The organism is Rhodococcus sp. 15-725-2-2b (assembly GCF_002259075.1).
Taxonomy (GTDB): domain Bacteria; phylum Actinomycetota; class Actinomycetes; order Mycobacteriales; family Mycobacteriaceae; genus Rhodococcoides.
Window position 1 is genome coordinate 23,371 of the sequence record NZ_NPFL01000007.1, and the last position, 17,143, is coordinate 40,513.

The 17,143-nt window shown below is 63.1% G+C and carries 18 protein-coding genes and 2 tRNA genes; 11 read left to right on the top strand and 9 right to left on the bottom strand.

Translation table 11 applies throughout. From position 1 onward, the window contains the following. Nucleotides 1-87: 87 nt before the first annotated feature. Entirely contained in the window at nucleotides 88-438 is a 351-nt protein-coding gene (locus CH306_RS09925) for an excalibur calcium-binding domain-containing protein (RefSeq protein ID WP_094631903.1), read from the bottom strand. A gap of 142 nt (nucleotides 439-580) precedes the next feature. On the opposite strand from CH306_RS09925, the gene CH306_RS09930 reads away from it, so the two are divergent. Continuing rightward, nucleotides 581-784, top strand: coding sequence for a DUF3072 domain-containing protein (locus CH306_RS09930; protein ID WP_032395510.1), 204 nt, complete (start codon nucleotides 581-583; stop codon nucleotides 782-784). A gap of 291 nt (nucleotides 785-1,075) precedes the next feature. Continuing rightward, complete coding sequence (locus CH306_RS09935; protein ID WP_032395639.1) at nucleotides 1,076-2,122, top strand: alpha/beta hydrolase; 1,047 nt, start codon at nucleotides 1,076-1,078, stop codon at nucleotides 2,120-2,122. Here the strand turns inward: CH306_RS09935 and hisC are convergent. Further along, complete coding sequence (gene hisC, locus CH306_RS09940; protein ID WP_094646582.1) at nucleotides 2,111-3,163, bottom strand: histidinol-phosphate transaminase; 1,053 nt, start codon at nucleotides 3,161-3,163, stop codon at nucleotides 2,111-2,113. The two genes, CH306_RS09935 and hisC, sit on opposite strands and share 12 nt — an antisense overlap. A gap of 93 nt (nucleotides 3,164-3,256) precedes the next feature. Between hisC and CH306_RS09945 the strand changes: the two genes are divergently transcribed. The 5 genes from CH306_RS09945 to CH306_RS09965 all read left to right on the top strand — a co-directional run bounded on the left by CH306_RS09945 (nucleotide 3,257) and on the right by CH306_RS09965 (nucleotide 6,959). Next, a complete protein-coding gene (locus CH306_RS09945) occupies nucleotides 3,257-4,021 on the top strand; it encodes a dienelactone hydrolase family protein (RefSeq protein ID WP_032395509.1) in 765 nt (254 codons plus the stop codon). Nucleotides 4,022-4,144: 123 nt separating this feature from the next. After that, a tRNA-Ser gene (locus tag CH306_RS09950) sits at nucleotides 4,145-4,234 on the top strand. A 50-nt stretch (nucleotides 4,235-4,284) separates the two neighbouring features. Then, nucleotides 4,285-4,357 (top strand) — tRNA-Arg (locus CH306_RS09955). A 130-nt stretch (nucleotides 4,358-4,487) separates the two neighbouring features. Then, entirely contained in the window at nucleotides 4,488-6,107 is a 1,620-nt protein-coding gene (locus CH306_RS09960; protein WP_094646484.1) for a BCCT family transporter, read from the top strand. A gap of 171 nt (nucleotides 6,108-6,278) precedes the next feature. Continuing rightward, on the top strand, nucleotides 6,279-6,959 hold the full coding sequence (locus CH306_RS09965) for a hypothetical protein (protein WP_094646485.1): 681 nt from the start codon (nucleotides 6,279-6,281) through the stop codon (nucleotides 6,957-6,959). 134 nt (nucleotides 6,960-7,093) lie between these two features. On the opposite strand, the gene CH306_RS29485 is transcribed toward CH306_RS09965, so the two are convergent. Next, entirely contained in the window at nucleotides 7,094-7,222 is a 129-nt protein-coding gene (locus tag CH306_RS29485) for a hypothetical protein (RefSeq protein WP_256981119.1), read from the bottom strand. 152 nt (nucleotides 7,223-7,374) lie between these two features. Here CH306_RS29485 and CH306_RS09970 point away from each other — a divergent pair, with 152 nt between their 5' ends. Further along, nucleotides 7,375-7,965: a GNAT family N-acetyltransferase gene (locus tag CH306_RS09970; RefSeq protein WP_094646486.1), complete on the top strand. Its 591-nt coding sequence runs from the start codon at nucleotides 7,375-7,377 to the stop codon at nucleotides 7,963-7,965. Between the two features lie 20 nt (nucleotides 7,966-7,985). On the opposite strand, the gene CH306_RS09975 is transcribed toward CH306_RS09970, so the two are convergent. The 4 genes from CH306_RS09975 to CH306_RS09990 are packed head-to-tail and all read right to left on the bottom strand — an operon-like array spanning nucleotide 7,986 to nucleotide 12,391. Continuing rightward, on the bottom strand, nucleotides 7,986-8,768 hold the full coding sequence (locus CH306_RS09975; RefSeq protein WP_094646487.1) for an SDR family NAD(P)-dependent oxidoreductase: 783 nt from the start codon (nucleotides 8,766-8,768) through the stop codon (nucleotides 7,986-7,988). An 11-nt stretch (nucleotides 8,769-8,779) separates the two neighbouring features. Then, nucleotides 8,780-10,111 carry an MFS transporter gene (locus CH306_RS09980; protein ID WP_094646488.1) on the bottom strand — a complete coding sequence of 444 codons (1,332 nt, stop codon included), beginning with the start codon at nucleotides 10,109-10,111 and terminating at the stop codon, nucleotides 8,780-8,782. A 23-nt stretch (nucleotides 10,112-10,134) separates the two neighbouring features. Next, complete coding sequence (locus CH306_RS09985) at nucleotides 10,135-11,574, bottom strand: FAD-dependent oxidoreductase (protein ID WP_094646489.1); 1,440 nt, start codon at nucleotides 11,572-11,574, stop codon at nucleotides 10,135-10,137. Beyond that, nucleotides 11,567-12,391 carry an SDR family NAD(P)-dependent oxidoreductase gene (locus CH306_RS09990; RefSeq protein ID WP_254924417.1) on the bottom strand — a complete coding sequence of 275 codons (825 nt, stop codon included), beginning with the start codon at nucleotides 12,389-12,391 and terminating at the stop codon, nucleotides 11,567-11,569. The genes CH306_RS09985 and CH306_RS09990 overlap by 8 nt, the downstream gene beginning before the upstream one ends. 175 nt (nucleotides 12,392-12,566) lie before the next feature. Between CH306_RS09990 and CH306_RS09995 the strand changes: the two genes are divergently transcribed. Continuing rightward, entirely contained in the window at nucleotides 12,567-13,229 is a 663-nt protein-coding gene (locus CH306_RS09995; protein WP_179273031.1) for an IclR family transcriptional regulator, read from the top strand. Nucleotides 13,230-13,248: 19 nt separating this feature from the next. Here CH306_RS09995 and CH306_RS10000 read toward each other — a convergent pair whose 3' ends face one another. Then, nucleotides 13,249-13,668 (bottom strand): nuclear transport factor 2 family protein, encoded by a 420-nt coding sequence (locus CH306_RS10000; RefSeq protein WP_094646490.1) that lies wholly within the window; start codon nucleotides 13,666-13,668, stop codon nucleotides 13,249-13,251. Nucleotides 13,669-13,815: 147 nt separating this feature from the next. Here CH306_RS10000 and CH306_RS10005 point away from each other — a divergent pair, with 147 nt between their 5' ends. Further along, nucleotides 13,816-14,613 (top strand): endonuclease/exonuclease/phosphatase family protein, encoded by a 798-nt coding sequence (locus CH306_RS10005; protein ID WP_094646491.1) that lies wholly within the window; start codon nucleotides 13,816-13,818, stop codon nucleotides 14,611-14,613. On the opposite strand, the gene CH306_RS10010 is transcribed toward CH306_RS10005, so the two are convergent. After that, complete coding sequence (locus CH306_RS10010) at nucleotides 14,583-15,575, bottom strand: LysR family transcriptional regulator (RefSeq protein WP_094646584.1); 993 nt, start codon at nucleotides 15,573-15,575, stop codon at nucleotides 14,583-14,585. The two genes, CH306_RS10005 and CH306_RS10010, sit on opposite strands and share 31 nt — an antisense overlap. Nucleotides 15,576-15,713: 138 nt before the next feature. Between CH306_RS10010 and CH306_RS10015 the strand changes: the two genes are divergently transcribed. Next, the gene (locus CH306_RS10015) at nucleotides 15,714-17,114 is read left to right on the top strand and encodes an SLC13 family permease (RefSeq protein WP_094646492.1); all 1,401 of its coding nucleotides are present in this window, start codon (nucleotides 15,714-15,716) and stop codon (nucleotides 17,112-17,114) included. Nucleotides 17,115-17,143 lie beyond the last annotated feature (29 nt).

Sequence of the window (17,143 nt, forward strand, 5' to 3'; positions counted from 1 at the left end):
TCGTCTCACCGAGTGAGCGTATCCGCCCGCCGAGATCGCACTCGAGCAGACGAAACGGTGTCTTCTGCCTGCACGAGTGCGAATTCGCTATTCGCAGCCGATGCCGTCGTCGTCGCGATCGAGATGAGGCCCGTAGCCGTACTCGTCCCGATAGACCGGAGCGGCACCGGCGTCGCGGGCCGCATCGCAGTTCTCGTACTGGAAGGCGCCGCCCTGTTGGGGTGCCGGGGCAGGAGCACCTTGAGGCTGTGGTGCAGGAGTGGGTGCCGCCAGCGGGGCCGGAGGCGGTGGGAGCACCGGGCAGAACTGAGCCGAACCGCTGTTGCAGAGGAAATCGGTGATCGGATCGGCCGAGGCGACGGCCGGTGCGGACACCAGGACGGCTGCAGCGATAGCGCCGCTGATGCCGAGCTTGACCAGCAGATTCTTCGTCTTCATGAGGCTCCAATCGAGGGGGTGTGATCTGGAGCATCCTCGACCATTTATTGAACTGTCAATCAAGTCATTCGGGTGATCGACGTCGCGACCAACAAAACCCGAGCGTGTTTGGAACCTGCCGATTCGGCGTATCTACGAACGTATGAGCGAAAACGAGCAGGTCAACCAGAACCCCGAGAAGGATCCCGACGATTGGGTCACCGGTGACGAGCCGATGACCGGCCCACAGAAGAGCTACCTGAGCACCCTTGCGCAGGAAGCCGGCGAAGAAGTTCCCGAGGGTCTCAACAAGGCGCAGGCTTCGGAGATGATCGACAAGTTGCAGGGCGAAACCGGCCGCGGCTGAATCGACCCCCAGAGGTCCACTCGATGTGACATCGACCCCCCGAAAGTCCACCGAATGTCACATCGAGTGCCCTCGTGGGAAGTGTGTCCACGAGTGCATCCGACCAGGTAGACCGTTCTGTCTCGAGTACATGTAACAAAGGATCACGCGGACTTTTGGACCTGCATGTGCGCGGCTATTGTGAGCGAACCCACAGCTTTAGCGTGCGCGCATATCGGTGGGTACGTTGAGTGACGGATGTTGTTCGTGTTGCGCCCCGTGAGGGTGCGCCGGGGGAGGATGGGCAATCTGATGCACCGCCGAGTGTTGGCAGTAGCGGGAACTGCTCTGGCAGTGTCGCTGCTGGGGTCGGGTCTCGCCGGGGCGCAGCCGCTCCCCGGTACCGGCAGTTCCGATGGCGGCGGTGTGGCTCCCGGAATCACAGCTCAGTCCCTGCCTCTGGCATCGGCACGGATCGATCGTGTGGACATGTTGACCGACCGCCGCGCAGCGGTGTGGGTGGAGTCGCCTGCCATGGGCCGCGCCATCCAGGTTCAGGTTCTTCTTCCGGCCGCGCAAGCGGTGTCACGTCCGACGCTCTACATGCTCGACGGTGTGAGTGCCGGCAAGGAATCCGATTACAAGGAAAGCACCTGGACGCAGAAGACCGACATCGTCGACTTCTTCGCGGACAAGCAGGTCAACGTCGTGCTCCCGGTCGGTGGATCGAGCAGTTACTACACCGACTGGAATGTTCCGGATCCGGTGCTCGGTGTGAACAAGTGGGAGACGTTCCTGACGTCGGAGCTGCCGCCGCTGATCGATGCGCGCTTCAACGGCAACGGCACCAACGCGATCTCGGGTGTCTCGATGGGTGCCCAGGCCGCGATGGACCTGATCACCCGTCACCCCAGCCTGTACACCGGCGTCGCCGGACTGAGCGGTTGCTACGACAATTCGCAGACCAACTTCAAGGATGCGGTGCGCGCCACCGTCGCCACCAACGGCGGCAATGCCACCAACATGTGGGGCGAGAACACCGATCCCCAGTGGGTCGAGCACGATCCGTCACGTAACGCCGAAGCACTCCGCGGCAAGGACGTCTATCTGTCCGTCGGCACCGGCCTGCCCGGTCCGTACGAGCTCGGCCCCGGTGGTAGCGGAGTCGAGGGTGCGCTGATGGGCGGACCACTCGAAGCCGCCGCGCTGTACTGCACGACCGTGTTCGATACTCGACTCCGGTCGCTGGACATCCCCGCGACGGTCGTCTATCGCCCCTACGGCATCCATCAGTGGCCGTACTGGCAGGACGACCTGCGCGAATCCTGGCCGACGCTCGAGCGCGCGCTAGGGCTGTAGAGCGAACTTCAGAAACGCGTCGTTCTCGTGCGGGTCGCCGATGGTGACCCGCACTCCGTCGTTTCCGTAGGCGCGCAGCAGTACGCCCTGTTCGGCTGCAGCAGCGGCGAATTCACCCGAGCGTTCGGCCAGCGGCAGCCAGACGAAATTGGACTGTGATGCGCCGACGTCGTAGCCGCCCGCAACCAGAGCATCGCGTACCCGGTCCCGTTCCACGATGAGGGCATCGGTCCGGGCCAGCAGCTCCGCCGACGCCTCCAACGACGCCACCGCCGCCTGCTGTGCCACGGTGCTGACGGCGAATGCGATCCGCACCTTGGACAGCGCCGTGATCACCTCGGGATCGGCCACCGCGTAGCCCACCCGCAAGCCGGCAAGTCCGTAGGCCTTCGAGAACGTCCGCAGCACGATCACGTTGCGTCGTCCGCGTGCCAACTCCACTCCGTCGGTGTGATTGCCTGTGTCGGGTCGGGTGTACTCGAAGTAGGCCTCGTCGAGGACCACGAGAATGTTCGACGGCACCGCGTCGAGAAACGCGTCGAGCTTCTCGCGCTGGACGACGGTTCCGGTCGGGTTGTTCGGGTTGCAGACGAAGATCAGCCTGGTGCGGTCGGTGATCGCGGCGAGCATCGCGTCGAGATCGTGCACATGGTCGGCGGTCAACGGAACCAAGACGGGTGTCGCGCCTGCGACGCTGGTGACGATGGGGTACGCCTCGAACGAGCGCCAGGCGAACAGCACTTCGTCGCCGGGGCCGCAGGTGATCTGAACGACCTCCTGGCACAGCGAGACGGAACCACTTCCGACAGCGACGTTCTCCGTCGCAACGCCGAGTTTCTTCGCCAGTGACTCGACGAGGGCGGTCGCTCGATTGTCGGGGTAGCGGTTGACGCCGCCGACGGCCTCCGCGATCGCGTCGCGCACGCTCGGCAGCGGTCCCTGCGTCGTTTCGTTGCTCGCCAGTTTGATCGCACCAGGAAAGGTGCGGCCGGGAACGTAGGCGGGGATGGCGTCGAGGTCGGGGCGGATGCGCGCGGTCACGGCTGCCATTATGCGCCCAGGTTCGGGGTTGACTTCTGCGCGTCCGTGATATTGCTGTGCGCGGCGGGGCAGATCGTCCTATCTTCGGTAAGTATGTCGGGAATCTTCAGCGACGCCGCAGTCCTTCGTTCCGCCACCGCGCCGACCATCGGCGCGGACGACGAGGTGGATACGTCCGCGCACGAATCTCCCCCGCAGGAAAAAGTACCGCTGACCGCCGTCGAACCCGATGGACCACCTCGCGGCGGAATAGTCGTACTGCACGAGGCGCGTGAGGTGCCCGAGTCTCTGCTCGACCTACTCCGTGCACTGGCGTTGGAAGGTTGGCTCGCCGTCGCGCCGAACCTGTTCCATCGAGGCCACGGCGACGAGAAGGAAGTTTTCGGAGACGACCTCTTCGCGGACTTCGACGCCACCTCCGACTGGCTCGTCCAGCGCGGTGTCTACCCCGATTGTGTCGGGGTGATCGGGTTCGACGATGCAGGTACGGCAGCGTTGATCGTGGCCACCAGTCGTCCGGTCGGGGCGGCGGTCAGTGTTGCGGCAGCGGGCATCGTCGAGCCGCTCAACTCCGACGCGGTCGCGTTGGTCGAGGCCGCACCCAAGCTGCAGGCCCCCTGGCTCGGTCTCTACGGCGAGGACGACCCCCACACCCCACCGGATCACATCGAAGCCCTTCGCGACGCCGCCACGCGTGCCTCAGTGGCCACGAACGTCGTCAGCTATTCGGGCTTGAAGCACCGAGCCGATCATCCCCGCGAACAACCCGGCAGTTCCGATCACAGCGACCCCGCAGCGGCCGCGCTCGTCGACGCGCAGACCCGAATCTTCGATTGGTTCGACAGCTTCATGCGCTGACGAGCAACAAGCATCTTCTACGGGAACGCCGCGCGAACCGGAGGCGTCGACCAGCCGTTTTGCCTTCTGGCCTTTGCCGTGTGTAATCTCTTTCCTCGGCGGTCCGAGAGGGCCGGCAGCCTAGGAGGCGTGCCAGAGCGGCCGAATGGGAGTCACTGCTAATGACTTGTCCTTTCACCGGGACCGGAGGTTCAAATCCTCTCGCCTCCGCCACGAACGGTAGATCGTTACCGTTCTGCTAGACCAGTTGGATAACTGAACATGCGCCCGTAGCTCAACGGATAGAGCACTTGACTACGGATCAAGAGGTTAGGGGTTCGAATCCCTTCGGGCGCACAGAAGAAGAAGCCCCGAACTGCAGCGATGCGGTTCGGGGCTTTTTCGTCGGCGTGGTCGCGGCACGTCCCAGGTACGACTTGGTGTTCCGAGTTGCCAACGGACGAAATACGGCGTTACCTGGGCATCTATGACTTCCCGAACTCACATCCCGGTCGGCTCTTCCGACCCTGACCGTCACGAGGTCGACGCCGGGCAGAACGGGACGTCGACCTCCGCCATCCGCCCGCCTCGACTCGACAGAGTGGTCTTCGGTGTTGCAGCCGTCGTTGTGGTTGCCATCATCGTGTGGGGCCTGGTGGTGCCGGACAATCTCGAGTCCGTCTCGTCCTCGACACTGAACTGGCTCGTGACCAACCTCGGCTGGCTCTTCATCCTCGCCGCCACCGGGTTCGTGATCTTCTCGCTTTATCTGGCGGTGTCCAAGTTCGGACGTATCCCGCTGGGTGCAGACGGCGAGAAGCCCGAATTCAAGACCGTCAGCTGGATCGCGATGATGTTCAGTGCAGGCATGGGCATCGGCCTGATGTTCTACGGTGTCTCCGAGCCACTGACTCACTTCGTCACACCGCCTCCGGGAACGGGCGGTGGCGTCGGAACTGCCATGGCCACCACCATGTTCCATTGGAGTTTGCACCCGTGGTCCATTTACGCGGTGATGGGCCTGGCCATCGCGTACGGCACGTATCGCCGCGGTCGCAAGCAACTCATCAGCTCTGCGTTCATTCCTTTGATAGGTCGCCGCGCCGAAGGCCCGATCGGCAAGATCATCGACATCCTGGCCATCTTCGCGACGCTGTTCGGTACTGCAGCATCGCTGGGACTCGGTGCGCTGCAAATCGGTTCCGGATTCGAGGTGGTCGGCTGGATCGGTGAGACCGGCACACTGTTGCTCGTCGCCATCGTCGCGTTGTTGACGTTGGCGTTCGTGGCATCGGCGGTGTCCGGCGTCTCCAAGGGCATTCAGTGGCTCTCCAACACCAACATGGTGCTTGCGTTGGTCCTTGCCATCTTCGTGTTCGTCGTCGGCCCGACTGTGTTCATCCTCAACATCATTCCGACGAGTATCGGCGACTACGCGTCTCAACTGTTCGACATGTCCGCCCGGTCGGCGGCGAACTCGGATCCCGAGACGGCTTCGTGGCTCTCGTCGTGGACCATCTTCTACTGGGCGTGGTGGATCTCGTGGACCCCGTTCGTCGGAATGTTCCTGGCGCGCATCAGCCGTGGCCGCACCATTCGTGAATTCATCGTCGGTGTCATCCTGATCCCGAGTGCTGTGTCACTGGTGTGGTTCGCGATCTTCGGCGGTGCCGGTATCGGTGAACAGCAGGACGGCATCGACCTCGCGACCCGCGACAGCACCGAGTCGCAGCTGTTCGGAATGCTCGAAAACCTGCCCCTGTTCGGCATTTCGACCGTTCTCGTCATGGTGCTCGTCGGTATCTTCTTCGTGTCCGGTGCCGACGCGGCGTCGATGGTGATGGGATCGCTGTCGCAGCGCGGAACGCTCGAGCCGAGCAAGTGGGTTGTGGTGTTCTGGGGCACGTTGACCGGCGCAACAGCGGCGATCATCCTGTGGACCGGAGGCTCCGACGCGCTCAACGGCCTCCAAACGATGACCATCATTGCAGCGGCACCCTTCGTGGTCGTCATGATCGGGTTGTGTGTCTCGTTGTACCGGGACCTCAGTAACGATCCGATGATTCTGAACCCGCCACCTCACCGCAAGAAAGACAGGGTGGCTTAGGGGCCGCTCGAGATCTCAATCCCTTCGGCGTAGGGACGACGAGGCCCGAACTGCAGCGATGCGGTTCGGGGCTCTGTCGTTGTGCGCGGCGTGTGCGGCCGACTCGGCAGATACGTGGACAATCGAAACAAACCGGGCGTAGGGTTTGCTGAGACCTTCGAGGGAGGGCGCGTGAGCGATCGACCGGACAGAATCTCGAGCGAACGCGGTCGGCTGGGCGGGGTCGGGGCCGATCCTCGACCGCATGCCGTGCCCGCGCGGTTGTCCGTCCCGCTGTTGATCATCGCGGTGACGTTCATCGGCGCGCTGCCGTTCTACGTTCGGCAGCCGTTCGGTTCCGGGGAGTCGGTATCGAGTCCGATGTGGTTCGGCGGATCTGCGTATCTCGCATCACCGGCAGCGGGTCTCTATTGGCTGATTGCGCTGCCGGTGTGCATCGGGGCGGTCGCTCTTTACAGCACATGGAGTGAACGTAGATCGGGCACCGAACTGCGCGTTCGTGTCTGGCTCGCGGTCAGTGTTGGATTGTGCGTTGCCACGGTCGTTGTCGTGCAGGGCGGACTGCTGTTCTACATGGGCAACTTGACGATTCGTGGACTTCTTCCGCTGTTGACCATGTCGGTAGCGGTGTTGGTCTGGGGAGTTGCTCTGCGGTCGCGAGGAGTGGTCGCAGTAGGAGTCGCGGCCGTCGCGGCGAGTCTGGTGTCGAATCTCCACAACGTGGAGAATCTTGTGCCACAAACGCTTACATTCGACAGCCGCTTCAGCTTGTGGTCGAACATCCTGCTGACGGCGCTCGTATTCGTCGTCGGGGCAGCCGCGTCCGTGATCGGCGAGCGATCCAAGCGCTGACTTCCTGCAATTCGATCGGCCATACTCAACTGCTACCTCCTGCGGGAGTTGGAGCGGTTGAGCACGGCCCACAGGAGTTCGTACAATCCGCACAGGGCAACACTCGTCAGAGCCACCCACCAGAACCCGACGTTTCACACGACGAAGGCAATGAACTGATAGATCACCATGCATCCGAAAAACACTCGCCACCAACGCTGCTTGCGCTTTTCCGCTCCCGAAGTCGACTGCTCCACGTAGTCGATCGGTGGCATGGGTTCCATCGCCACACCTTCATGCATGTGAGGTGAAGGGGAGGCAACCTGGCGTTCCGGTGGAGACACAGCACAGGGCCCGAGACATACTTCGGCTCTTCAACGGCGCGTGGGACGGCGCATCGATGCAACGCATCGGGTTGTAGCTAGAGTTGTCGCATGTGAATGCGAAACCGACAATTCGTCCTGCAGTTCCGGCAGACGTGGACCGTGCTGCCAAGTCACTGGGCCTTGCTTTCTCGGACTATCCGTTCACTCGGCACACCGTCGCGGCCGATGATCACCACGAGCGGGTGACATCGCTGCAACGCATCTATCTCGATACGATCGGCTTGCGATGCGGCCGAGTGTGGGTCTCCGATGATGTTGCGGCGGTGGCGGTATGGCTCACCCCGTCTTCGGTTGGCGTAGTACAAGCAGTCGAGTCTGTCGCCGAACGCATCGAGCAATTGCATGGTGACCGCATCGATATCGCGCGAAGAGCAGACGAAGCCACCGAATCGTTGAAGCCGTCGGAGTCGGTGTGGCTGTTGGCGACGGTAGGCGTCGATCCATCCGTGCAAGGGCAGGGCTTGGGGCGCGCCGTCCTCGAACCCGGTCTTCAGCAGGCCCGCGAGCACGGTTGTCCGGCCTACCTGGAGACGTCGTCGACAGCGAACCTCGCCTTGTACGAAGGGTTGGGATTCCGGGTGACCGCGTCTGTGCAACTCCCCGACGGAGGACCCGAAGTGTGGGCGATGCTGCGCGCATAGCGGCCGCGGCGTGGCAGGTGTCAAATGGTCGCCTTCAACTCGTCGGTGATGCGGTGATAGATGCCGCCCGACGTCAGTCCACCGTCGATGACGATTTCGGTGCCGGTGATGTACCGCGATGAATCCGACAGCAGGAACGCGACCGATTCTGCGATTTCGTCGGCGTCCGCGACGCGCCCCGCGGGTACCGATTGCAGACTGGTCTCCACGAAAGCCGATGAGCCGGAATGCAGTAGGGGAGTATCGACCAGACCGGGGTGGATCGAATTGACTCGGACCCCGTACTCGGCGAATTCGAGCGCGCCCACCTTGGACAGACCACGCACTCCCCATTTGCTGGCACCGTATCCTGCCGCGAAGTAGCCGAGCATCCCGGCGATGGAGGACACGTTGACGATCGAACCGCCGCCACCTTGTTTCAGAAGTGGCGCACAGGATTTCATTCCGTAGAACACCGAGCTCAGATTGATGTTCATGACGCGGTGCCAGTCGTCGACGGTCGTGTCCTCGATACCCGCTCGGTGGCTGACCCCGGCGTTGTTCACCAGCCCGTCGAGGTCACCGTCCGTTGACTCGATTGCCTTCGCCAGCGCCGTCCACGATTGCGGTGCGGTGACATCGAGCTGGAAGAACTCTGCCCGGCCGCCCGCATCGAGGATGTCGGCCACGACGGCTTCACCTGTGGCCGTCGAGATGTCGGTGACCCAGACCTTCGCTCCCCGGCCTGCCAGCATCTCCGATTCGACTCGACCCATGCCGCTGCCTGCGCCGGTGACGACGATGGTCTTGTTCTCGAAGTTCATGCGAGGGCCTCTCACTCTGTTTTCAGTTCGGTCCCCTTCGTCTCGGTCACGAAAAAGACCGTGGCGAAGGTGACGACGGCGCAGAACACGAAGTAGCCGGCCGGTGCGAGCGGATTACCGGTGAGCGAGATCAGGTAGGTGGCGATGAAAGGCGCTGTGCCACCGAGCAACATGTTCGTGGTGTTGTTCCCCAGAGCCAGGCCGGTGTACCGCACCGAGGTCTTGAGCATCTCCACGTATGTCACGTACGAGGCCCCGTTCACCACGGACACCGCGATGAACAACACCGACTGTCCGACGACGGCCTGCCACAGAGTGCCACCGGCCATCATCATGAACATCGGGACACCGAGAACGATGGCTGCGAAGCTGCCTGCGAACAGCACGGGCTTTCGGCCGTACCTGTCGGCCATGTAGCCCGAGATGGGGAGGGTGATCACTCCGAGAACCAAGGCAAGCGACGTCGACAGGAACGCTGCCTGAGAGGTCTGGCCGCCCTCGGTCCTGAGGTACGTGGCCGCGTAGACCGATGCGATGTAGTAACCACCGGTGATGAGCGCGCCGAGCAGGATGATCTTCACGACACTGCCGCCGGACGTGCTCAGTAGCTCCGAGAGGGGAAGCTTCTTCGTCTCTCCCTTGTTCTCGAGTTCCTTGAATTCAGGGGTGTCGTCCAGGCGGTTCCTGATCCAGATGCCGACACCGCCGATCACCAGGCTCAGCAGGAACGGGATCCGCCACGCCCAGGAGAGGATCTGTTCGTCGGTGAACACCGAGTTCAGTGCCAGTGCGCACAGCGAGGCGAGCAGCGATCCGATGTAGGTGCCGGTGTTGACCATCGACGTCTGGGTCGCGCGCCACCGCGTCGGCGCGGACTCGGAAACGAACGCGTTGGCTCCTCCTAGTTCGCCACCTGCAGCGAAGCCCTGCAGGCATCTGCACAGGACGAGAACCGAGGTGGCCCACACTCCCAGAGTGACGTACGTCGGGAGCAATCCGATTCCGGCGGTGGCGATCACCATCAGCAGGATGGTCCAGGACAGCGCGTTCTTTCGGCCGTACTTGTCGCCGATGTGTCCGAAGAAGATGCCGCCCGGAACTCGCAGGAAGAAGGCGACGGCGAACGCGGCGAACGTGCCGAGAAGCGCGGCCGTCGGATCGTCGGACACGAAGAACAGCGCGGCGATGATGGTGGCCATGTAGCCGTAGATACCGAAGTCGTAGTACTCGACGACGGTCCCGACGACGGCGGCACGGATTACTGTCAGGGGGGATTGCTTCGGGTTCGTCCCGGGTGTGTGTGCGTCCGAGTCGGGCTGCACGGCAGGTTCGTTCGTAGTCATCGGTGTCCTCGAAGTCAGGGTGGTCAGGCCGTCAGTGGCTGTGCATCGACGGAGTGGAGGGCGGCGTTGCGACCGGCGATCCGGCCCATGGTGAGTGCATTGGCCACAGCGTTGCCGCCACCGACGTAGCGCTGCCCGAGAACTCCCGCTCCTGCCTCGCCTGCAGCGAACAGGCCGGGTACGCGGGTGCCTCGTGTCGAGAGCACGGCGGAATCGGAATCGATCTCCAAACCTGCATGTGTGCAGACCAATTCGGCGGGGAAGATTCGTGCGGCATAGAAGGGGGCGGTGTCGATAGGTTCGGGATTCGACGTACTGCCCTTGTTGGCGAGTGTTCGGTGGCGAAGGAAGTCGGGGTCCTCGCCGTGGGGCAGATGCGCGTTCCATCGCTCGACCGTGGAATCGAGGGCCGCGGCGGGCACCGCCATGAGTACGGCCAGCTCCGCGAGGGAGGATGCGCGAAGCGTCCGGCCGGCGTCTGCCTCGTCCTCGATGCGATCGGGTGCCCAATCGGCATATCCCGCAGGCAGATTCTGTCGAGCGCTGTCGTCGAAGATCATCCAGGCGGAGCCACCCTGACCGTCGATGATTCCGGTCGAGACGGCGTACGAGGCGTCCTCGTCCATGAATCGACGCCCCGCAGCGTTGACGTGAATACGTGATTTCGGGGGGAACCCGGACTGCCAGTGGTGGTATCGCTGAAAGTAGACGGTGGGCAGCATGAGTCCCCACCCGTCACCGGTTATGGACGCGTCCACCGACGGTGCATAGCGCAGGTGGTCGCCGCGACTACCCTCGGCAGCAACGACGAAGGCAGCGGAGCCGGCTCGATTGGCTGCCGGAAAATGAAGATCGACCAGCTCGGGATCTCGGGCGAAACCACCGGAGGCCACGACGACTGCTGCAGAACGGAGTTCGACATCGTCGGCTACGACACCCACGACCCGGTCGCCCTCGGTGAGGAGCGCTTGCACGCGAGTGTCGAGAACGACCTCGATTCCGTGCCTGCGGCGCGCTGCGTCCAGAACCTGGACGAGTCCGTATCCCTGGTCCTTCGGGACGTGACCCCTCCAGACGTCCTCGACGCCCGCCTGGCTCAGTCCCGGTTGATGCGCGTTACCGGAAATCTTTGCGGGAACGTCCAATCCGAGGCCGAGAAGCCACTCCAGTGTCGGTCCGGCCTGCTCGCAGAAGGTCCTGATCAGGCCGGGCTTGAGCATCCACTGGTTGAGATCCATGTAATGCTGGAAGTACTTCTCTGCGCTGTCGTCGATTCCGAGGTCGCGCTGAACGCTCGTCGCTGCAGCGGTGAACAATCCGGCCGACAGGGCCGTCGATCCACCCAGTTCTTTACGCGCCTCGAAGAGAATCACGGACGCACCGTTCTCGGCCGCCGTCACCGCCGCCGCCAGCCCAGCTCCACCGCCACCGATGACGATGACGTCGTAATCGGTGTCAGACATGACGCGACCCGCCGTCCACCGCGATACTGTGCCCGGTCACGTAGCGAGCACTGTCCGACAGCAAGAACAGAAGAGGCCCGAAGACTTCTTCCGGTGCTCCGAGTCTGTGCAGAGGAACCGAATCCAGAGCTTTGGCAAGCGCTTCGGGATCTTCCTGCACCCACCGCGTCATTTCGGTGTCGATGTAGCCGGGTGCAATGGAATTGACGCGAATACCGATATCTCCGAACTCGACGGCAAGGGATTCCGTCAGGTGGGCGACGGCTGCTTTGGACGTGCAGTAGGCACCGCGGCCCTTACGGACACGAAGTGCGGATACCGAGGACATGTTGACGATCGCGCCGCCTTCGCGCATGTGACGACCCGCTGCTTGCGAGCCGTACAGAACGCCTTCGACGTTCACGCCGAGCGTGGCACCCATCTGCTCGGGGGTGATGTCCGCGGCGTAGGCGAACGGGAAGATTCCCGCGTTGTTGATCCAGAAGTCGATCCGGCCGAATTCGGCCAGGGCCGTCCGGGCGAGAGCCTCGTGATCATCGGCGACGGTGACGTCGGCTCGTGCGCCGATGATCGTCCCGGGTCGTTCGACCAGTGAGTCGGTGCTCAGCTCCGTATTCAGTTGCTCGGCCGTCTCTTTCATCCGGGCGTCGTTGATGTCGGCACCGACGACGTGTACGCCGCGCGCCGCAAGTCCCTTGGCGAACACCGATCCCATGCCCTGGGCGGCCCCGGTGACGACGGCAACCTTGCCCGCCAGTTCGGGGTACACCGCAGTCATCGTGCGATCGACGACGCGTCCTGGATTGGGGTTGTTCATGGCGCTCTCCTCGTGCAAAAGATCTCGGCCGGGTCCGTTTGCACCGACCTCGACTATGTGCGATAATCGCACGCAGTGTGCGATTCAGATCGAACTGTAGGTGGTCCACCTCACAGTCGTCAACAGGGGGCAGTGCATGACCGACGGAAAAACCACGGTGTCCATCGATTCGGGGATGTCCAAAACGCTGCATCACGGCCTCGTCGTGCTCGAGCTGTTGGCCGAGCATCCGAACGGCTTGTCGATCACAGAGATCGCCGACGGGATCGGTGTGCACCGCACCGTTGCGCATCGGCTGGTTCGCACGCTCGAGGCTCATCATCTGTGTCGGCGAGACGAGTTCAAGCGAATTGCCCTCGGTGCCGGGCTGGTGGCACTCGCCGAACCCGTCGAGCAGGATCTGCGAACCGTGGCACGCCCGGTACTCGAAGAACTGGCGGATCAACTGGGTGCGACCGTCCATCTCGTCGTTCGCGAGAATGCAACGGAAGTAAGGGCTTTGATGGTTGTCGAGCCACGAGGGGCGAAGGTTCACGTGGCATTTCGTGGAGGGCAGGTCGACCCGATCGACCGGGGGTCTGCAGGCCTGGCAATGCTCGCGTCCTTGCCCCCGGAAGATGGCGAACGTGTGGAAGTGGCGCGGGCGCGAAGCGTTGGATACGCGGTCACCCACGGCGAAGTGATTCCATCGGTCGGCGGAGTGTCCGCCGTGGTGCCGGGTCGCCGCGGAGACGCGATGGCGAGTTTGGGTGCGTCGGTGTTCGAGATCGACGACGAAGAACAGCTCGGTGCGGCCGTCGTCGCTGCAGCGGCGCGGTTGGGGCGTTTGCTGCGCTAGTCAGCGACGACGGGTCGTGTCAGGCGTCGTCGCGGGTCACGGTCCTGTGCTGGATGCGCCACCGATCATCGACTCGCACAACACGATCCCGGACCGACGTGAATCTGACGAGGCGCGTTTCGCCGCCGCGCGGTGTTGCCATGATCTGGAGGTAACAGTCGACTGCGAGTTCATCGACGCTCACGAGATCGACGGCAATGTTCGTGATGACGTGCCGACGCCGCTCGTTCGCGTCGGACGCGCTGTCGAAGAAGCGCTGCGCAAAGGCGATCAGCCGGTCCCTCCCCGCCTCGGGTTCGGGGTAACTGGGTGAATCGAAGACACCGTCTGCGGTGAATGTCTCTGCCCATTCCGTTGCGCGTCCGGAATCGATTGCGTGGCTCTGCCTGCCGTACAGGAGTTGAATCTCGGCAACGGTTGCCGCGTCGGGATCGGTCATCCATATCTCCTTCGGTGCGTTATTCGCACGACTAGTGCGCTTCGGTATCGACGTTACGTTCGATCCGCCCGGTGGGCGAGTTCGGGTACACGCGCCGCGACCGAAAACGGAGTGCGCGGCCGGCGATGCGTCTGACACCATGTCGCCGTGAAGATCATCTCGATCAATGCATGGGGCGGCGCGATGTTCGACGAGCTCGTTGCCTGGCTCGACACCGTTGACGCGGAGGTCATTTGCCTTCAGGAAGTCACGCGTACTCCGCATCGGTCGGGATGGGCGACGTTCGCCGACGGTGAGCGCACACTGCCGCAGCGGCTCAACCTGTTCGACGACGTGTCGGCCGCGCTCCCCGGGTACACGCCGTATTTCGTCGCCAACGACACCGGACCTGTCACCGACGGTGAGGGCGTCGAATTGCGTCAGGACTTCGGGATCGCGACCTGGGTGCGTGACGACGTTCCCGTCGTAGGGCTCGACGCGCGGTTCGTCCATTCCCGGTTCGTCGATCACGCCGAGTGGAGCGCGACCGATCGCCCACGAGCTGCCCTGGCGGTCACCGTTCGGGATCGCGTCGCAAGTAAGTCCGTATCCGTCATCCAATGTCACGGTCTGCGCGATCCAGCAGGTAAGGGCGACAGTCCCATTCGGCTGGAGCAGGCCAGGAAATTGGCGGAGATGGTCGAGCATGTTCGTCCGTCGGTTGACGTCGTTGTGCTCTGTGGCGATCTGAACCTGCTGCCGACCAGCGAGACGTTCGCACTGCTGGCCGAACATGGGATGACCGACCTCGTGGGAGACGCCGACACTCGAACATCCATCTACACCAAAGCAATTCGCAGTGCCAGCTACGTGTTGGTGTCGTCACCGACCGCCGTACGAAGCTTCGAGATCGTCGCCGCGCCGGAAGTGTCCGATCACCGGGCTCTGGTGCTAGAACTTCTTTGATCCTTGTCTGCAGTGCCGACAGCTGTTCGATCCGACCCCGCGGGCGTCTGCGCACTGCGTTCGGCAGCACCGCGTAAAGCGTTCGAGATCGCGTACATAGCCGGGGTGTACTGGCGCCGCGCGAGTGAGGCGATGTATATGACCCGGGTCGGAACACGATCGGTGTCGAGGAAAGCGATGGTGGTGACGTCGGGTCGGTGGTGGACCACCGACAGTCGGGGGACCATGGCGATGCCGACGCCTGCGGCCACCATGGCCTCGATTTCCTGGTAGTCGTGGGCTTCGTACACGACGTCGGGCTCGAATCCTGCTACGCGGCAACTGCGATAGAGAACCTCCGCTGCCGGGTGGTCGTTGCTCCGAATGATCCACCGCGCGCCTCGGAGGTCGTGCAAGGACACATCCCGTCCCCGGCGATCGTCGTCTATCGGAAGCAGCAGCACGGTCTGGTCTTCCATCAGTGGCTCGAGTGACAGCGATCGTTCTGCCTCTTCCGTCCAGGCGTAGCTCCACAGCAGTGCCAGGTCGATCTCGCTCGAATGGAGCATGTCCAGCAATTGCGGTCGAACGGCCGACCGAACACGAACGTCCACCCCCGGCCATCGCGAGTGATAGTCCTTCAACGCGTCGGAGAGCAGCGACGCACTGACCGTGGGAAACGAGCCGAGCCGGACCGATCCACGTTCGAGGCCCCGGATGGCCTCCAGGTCGCCGCTCGCGGCACGCATCTCGCGGCGAAACAGGCGGGCCCGGCTGGTCAGGATCTCGCCGGCCTCGGTGAGTTGTACGCCGCGCGGCAGGCGAGTGAGGACCGGCTGTTTGATGCCATGTTCGAGTTTGCTGATGCGTTGGGACGCTGCCGAGGGAGTCATGTTCGCTCGCTCGGCACCTGCGGTCAGGGAGCCGGCCTCGGCGATGTCGAGCAGAAGGAACAACGTCACGACGTCGAACGTGTGGTTCATGCGCACATCTTTCAGCTCAGCTAAACGACCGGGTAGCAAAACGATATTGTCCTAAAAGTGTCGCGTCAATAATGTGACAGGGACAACGTTCGAGTGCGGATGTAACCGAGCACTTACCCAGCCACCCGAAAGACGCCCATGACTTCCATCGAGATCCTCCCGCTCATCGCGTTGGTTGCGATGTTCGTGATCGCAACCTTCTTTCCGATCAATATCGGCATCCTCGGATTCATCGGTGCCTTCGTGGTCGGATACTTCGCGCTGGGATTCGACGACAAGGAGATCTTGAACGAGTTCCCCAGCTCGATCGTGTTGACCATCGTCGGCGTCACCTACTTCTTCGGCATGGCCAAACGCAACGGCACCATCGATCTGCTGGTGAACAGTTGCATCAGGGCGGTGCACGGTCGGGTGACGGTGGTGCCCTGGGTGTTCTTCTTCGTCGCCTCGGTCTTGACGGCGCTCGGCACATTCAGCCCCGCCGCGGTCGCATTGATCGTGCCCGCTGCCATGGCGTTCGCAGCACGAACCGGCATGAGTCCCCTGGTCATGGGCATCATGGTGATCAACGGTGCGCACGCTGGGGCGTTCTCCCCGATCTCCGTTTCCGGCGTTCTGGTTCGTGACATCGTCGAGAACAACGGACTCGCGCTCAACCCGTGGACGCTGTTCTTCGCCAGTTACGGCATCAACCTGCTGCTCTCGGTTCTCACAGTGACGGGCTACGCGGCCCTGGCCCGGATGAAGGGCTTCGAGTACACCGCAACAGGATCCACCGATCCCGCACCCGGCAGTGGCCCGGTGGGCGGATCACCGATCGGGACGTCCGTCCCCACCGGTGGCAGCACCGGAAGCACCGGCGGTGGCAGCACGGCAGGCGGCAGCACTGCGGTACTCACTCGTCCGACGACAACCACGCTGGTCGACGCGCCGGCCCCGGTCACGTTCGTGCAGAAGCTCACGCTGTTCCTCATCGGCGCACTCCTGGTGCTCGTTCTCGTCCTGCACCTGCCGATCAGCTTCATCGCCATCGGAGCCGGAGCAGTCCTGGCGTTCACGGATCTGAAGAAGCAGAACGAAGCCATCGCAGACATCAGTTGGTCGACGGTTCTGCTGGTCGCGGGCATGGTCACCTACATCTCGATCCTGCAGGAAGTCGGCACCATCGATCATCTCGCCGAGATGGCGATCACCATCGGCGCTCCGATCATCGTGGCCATCGTGCTCTGCTACGTCATCGGCATCACCTCGGCATTCGCGTCCTCCACCGCCCTGCTGGCCGCGGTCATTCCGCTGGCCATGCCCTTGCTCGGGACCGGTGCACTGCCGGTCGTCGGTGTCGTCGCTGCTCTGGCCATCTCGGCCACCGTCGTCGACGTCTCGCCCTTCTCGACCAACGGTGCGCTCGTGCTGGCCAACGCGCAGAACATCGAACGCCCACGCTTCTATCGCCAGTTGCTGCTCAATGCCGGAGTCGTCGTGGCCATCGCGCCGGCTCTGTGCTGGCTGATCCTGGTCGTCGTCCCCGCCCTGTTCTGAACCGGTACCAGTGCATTAAGCGTTGCTGC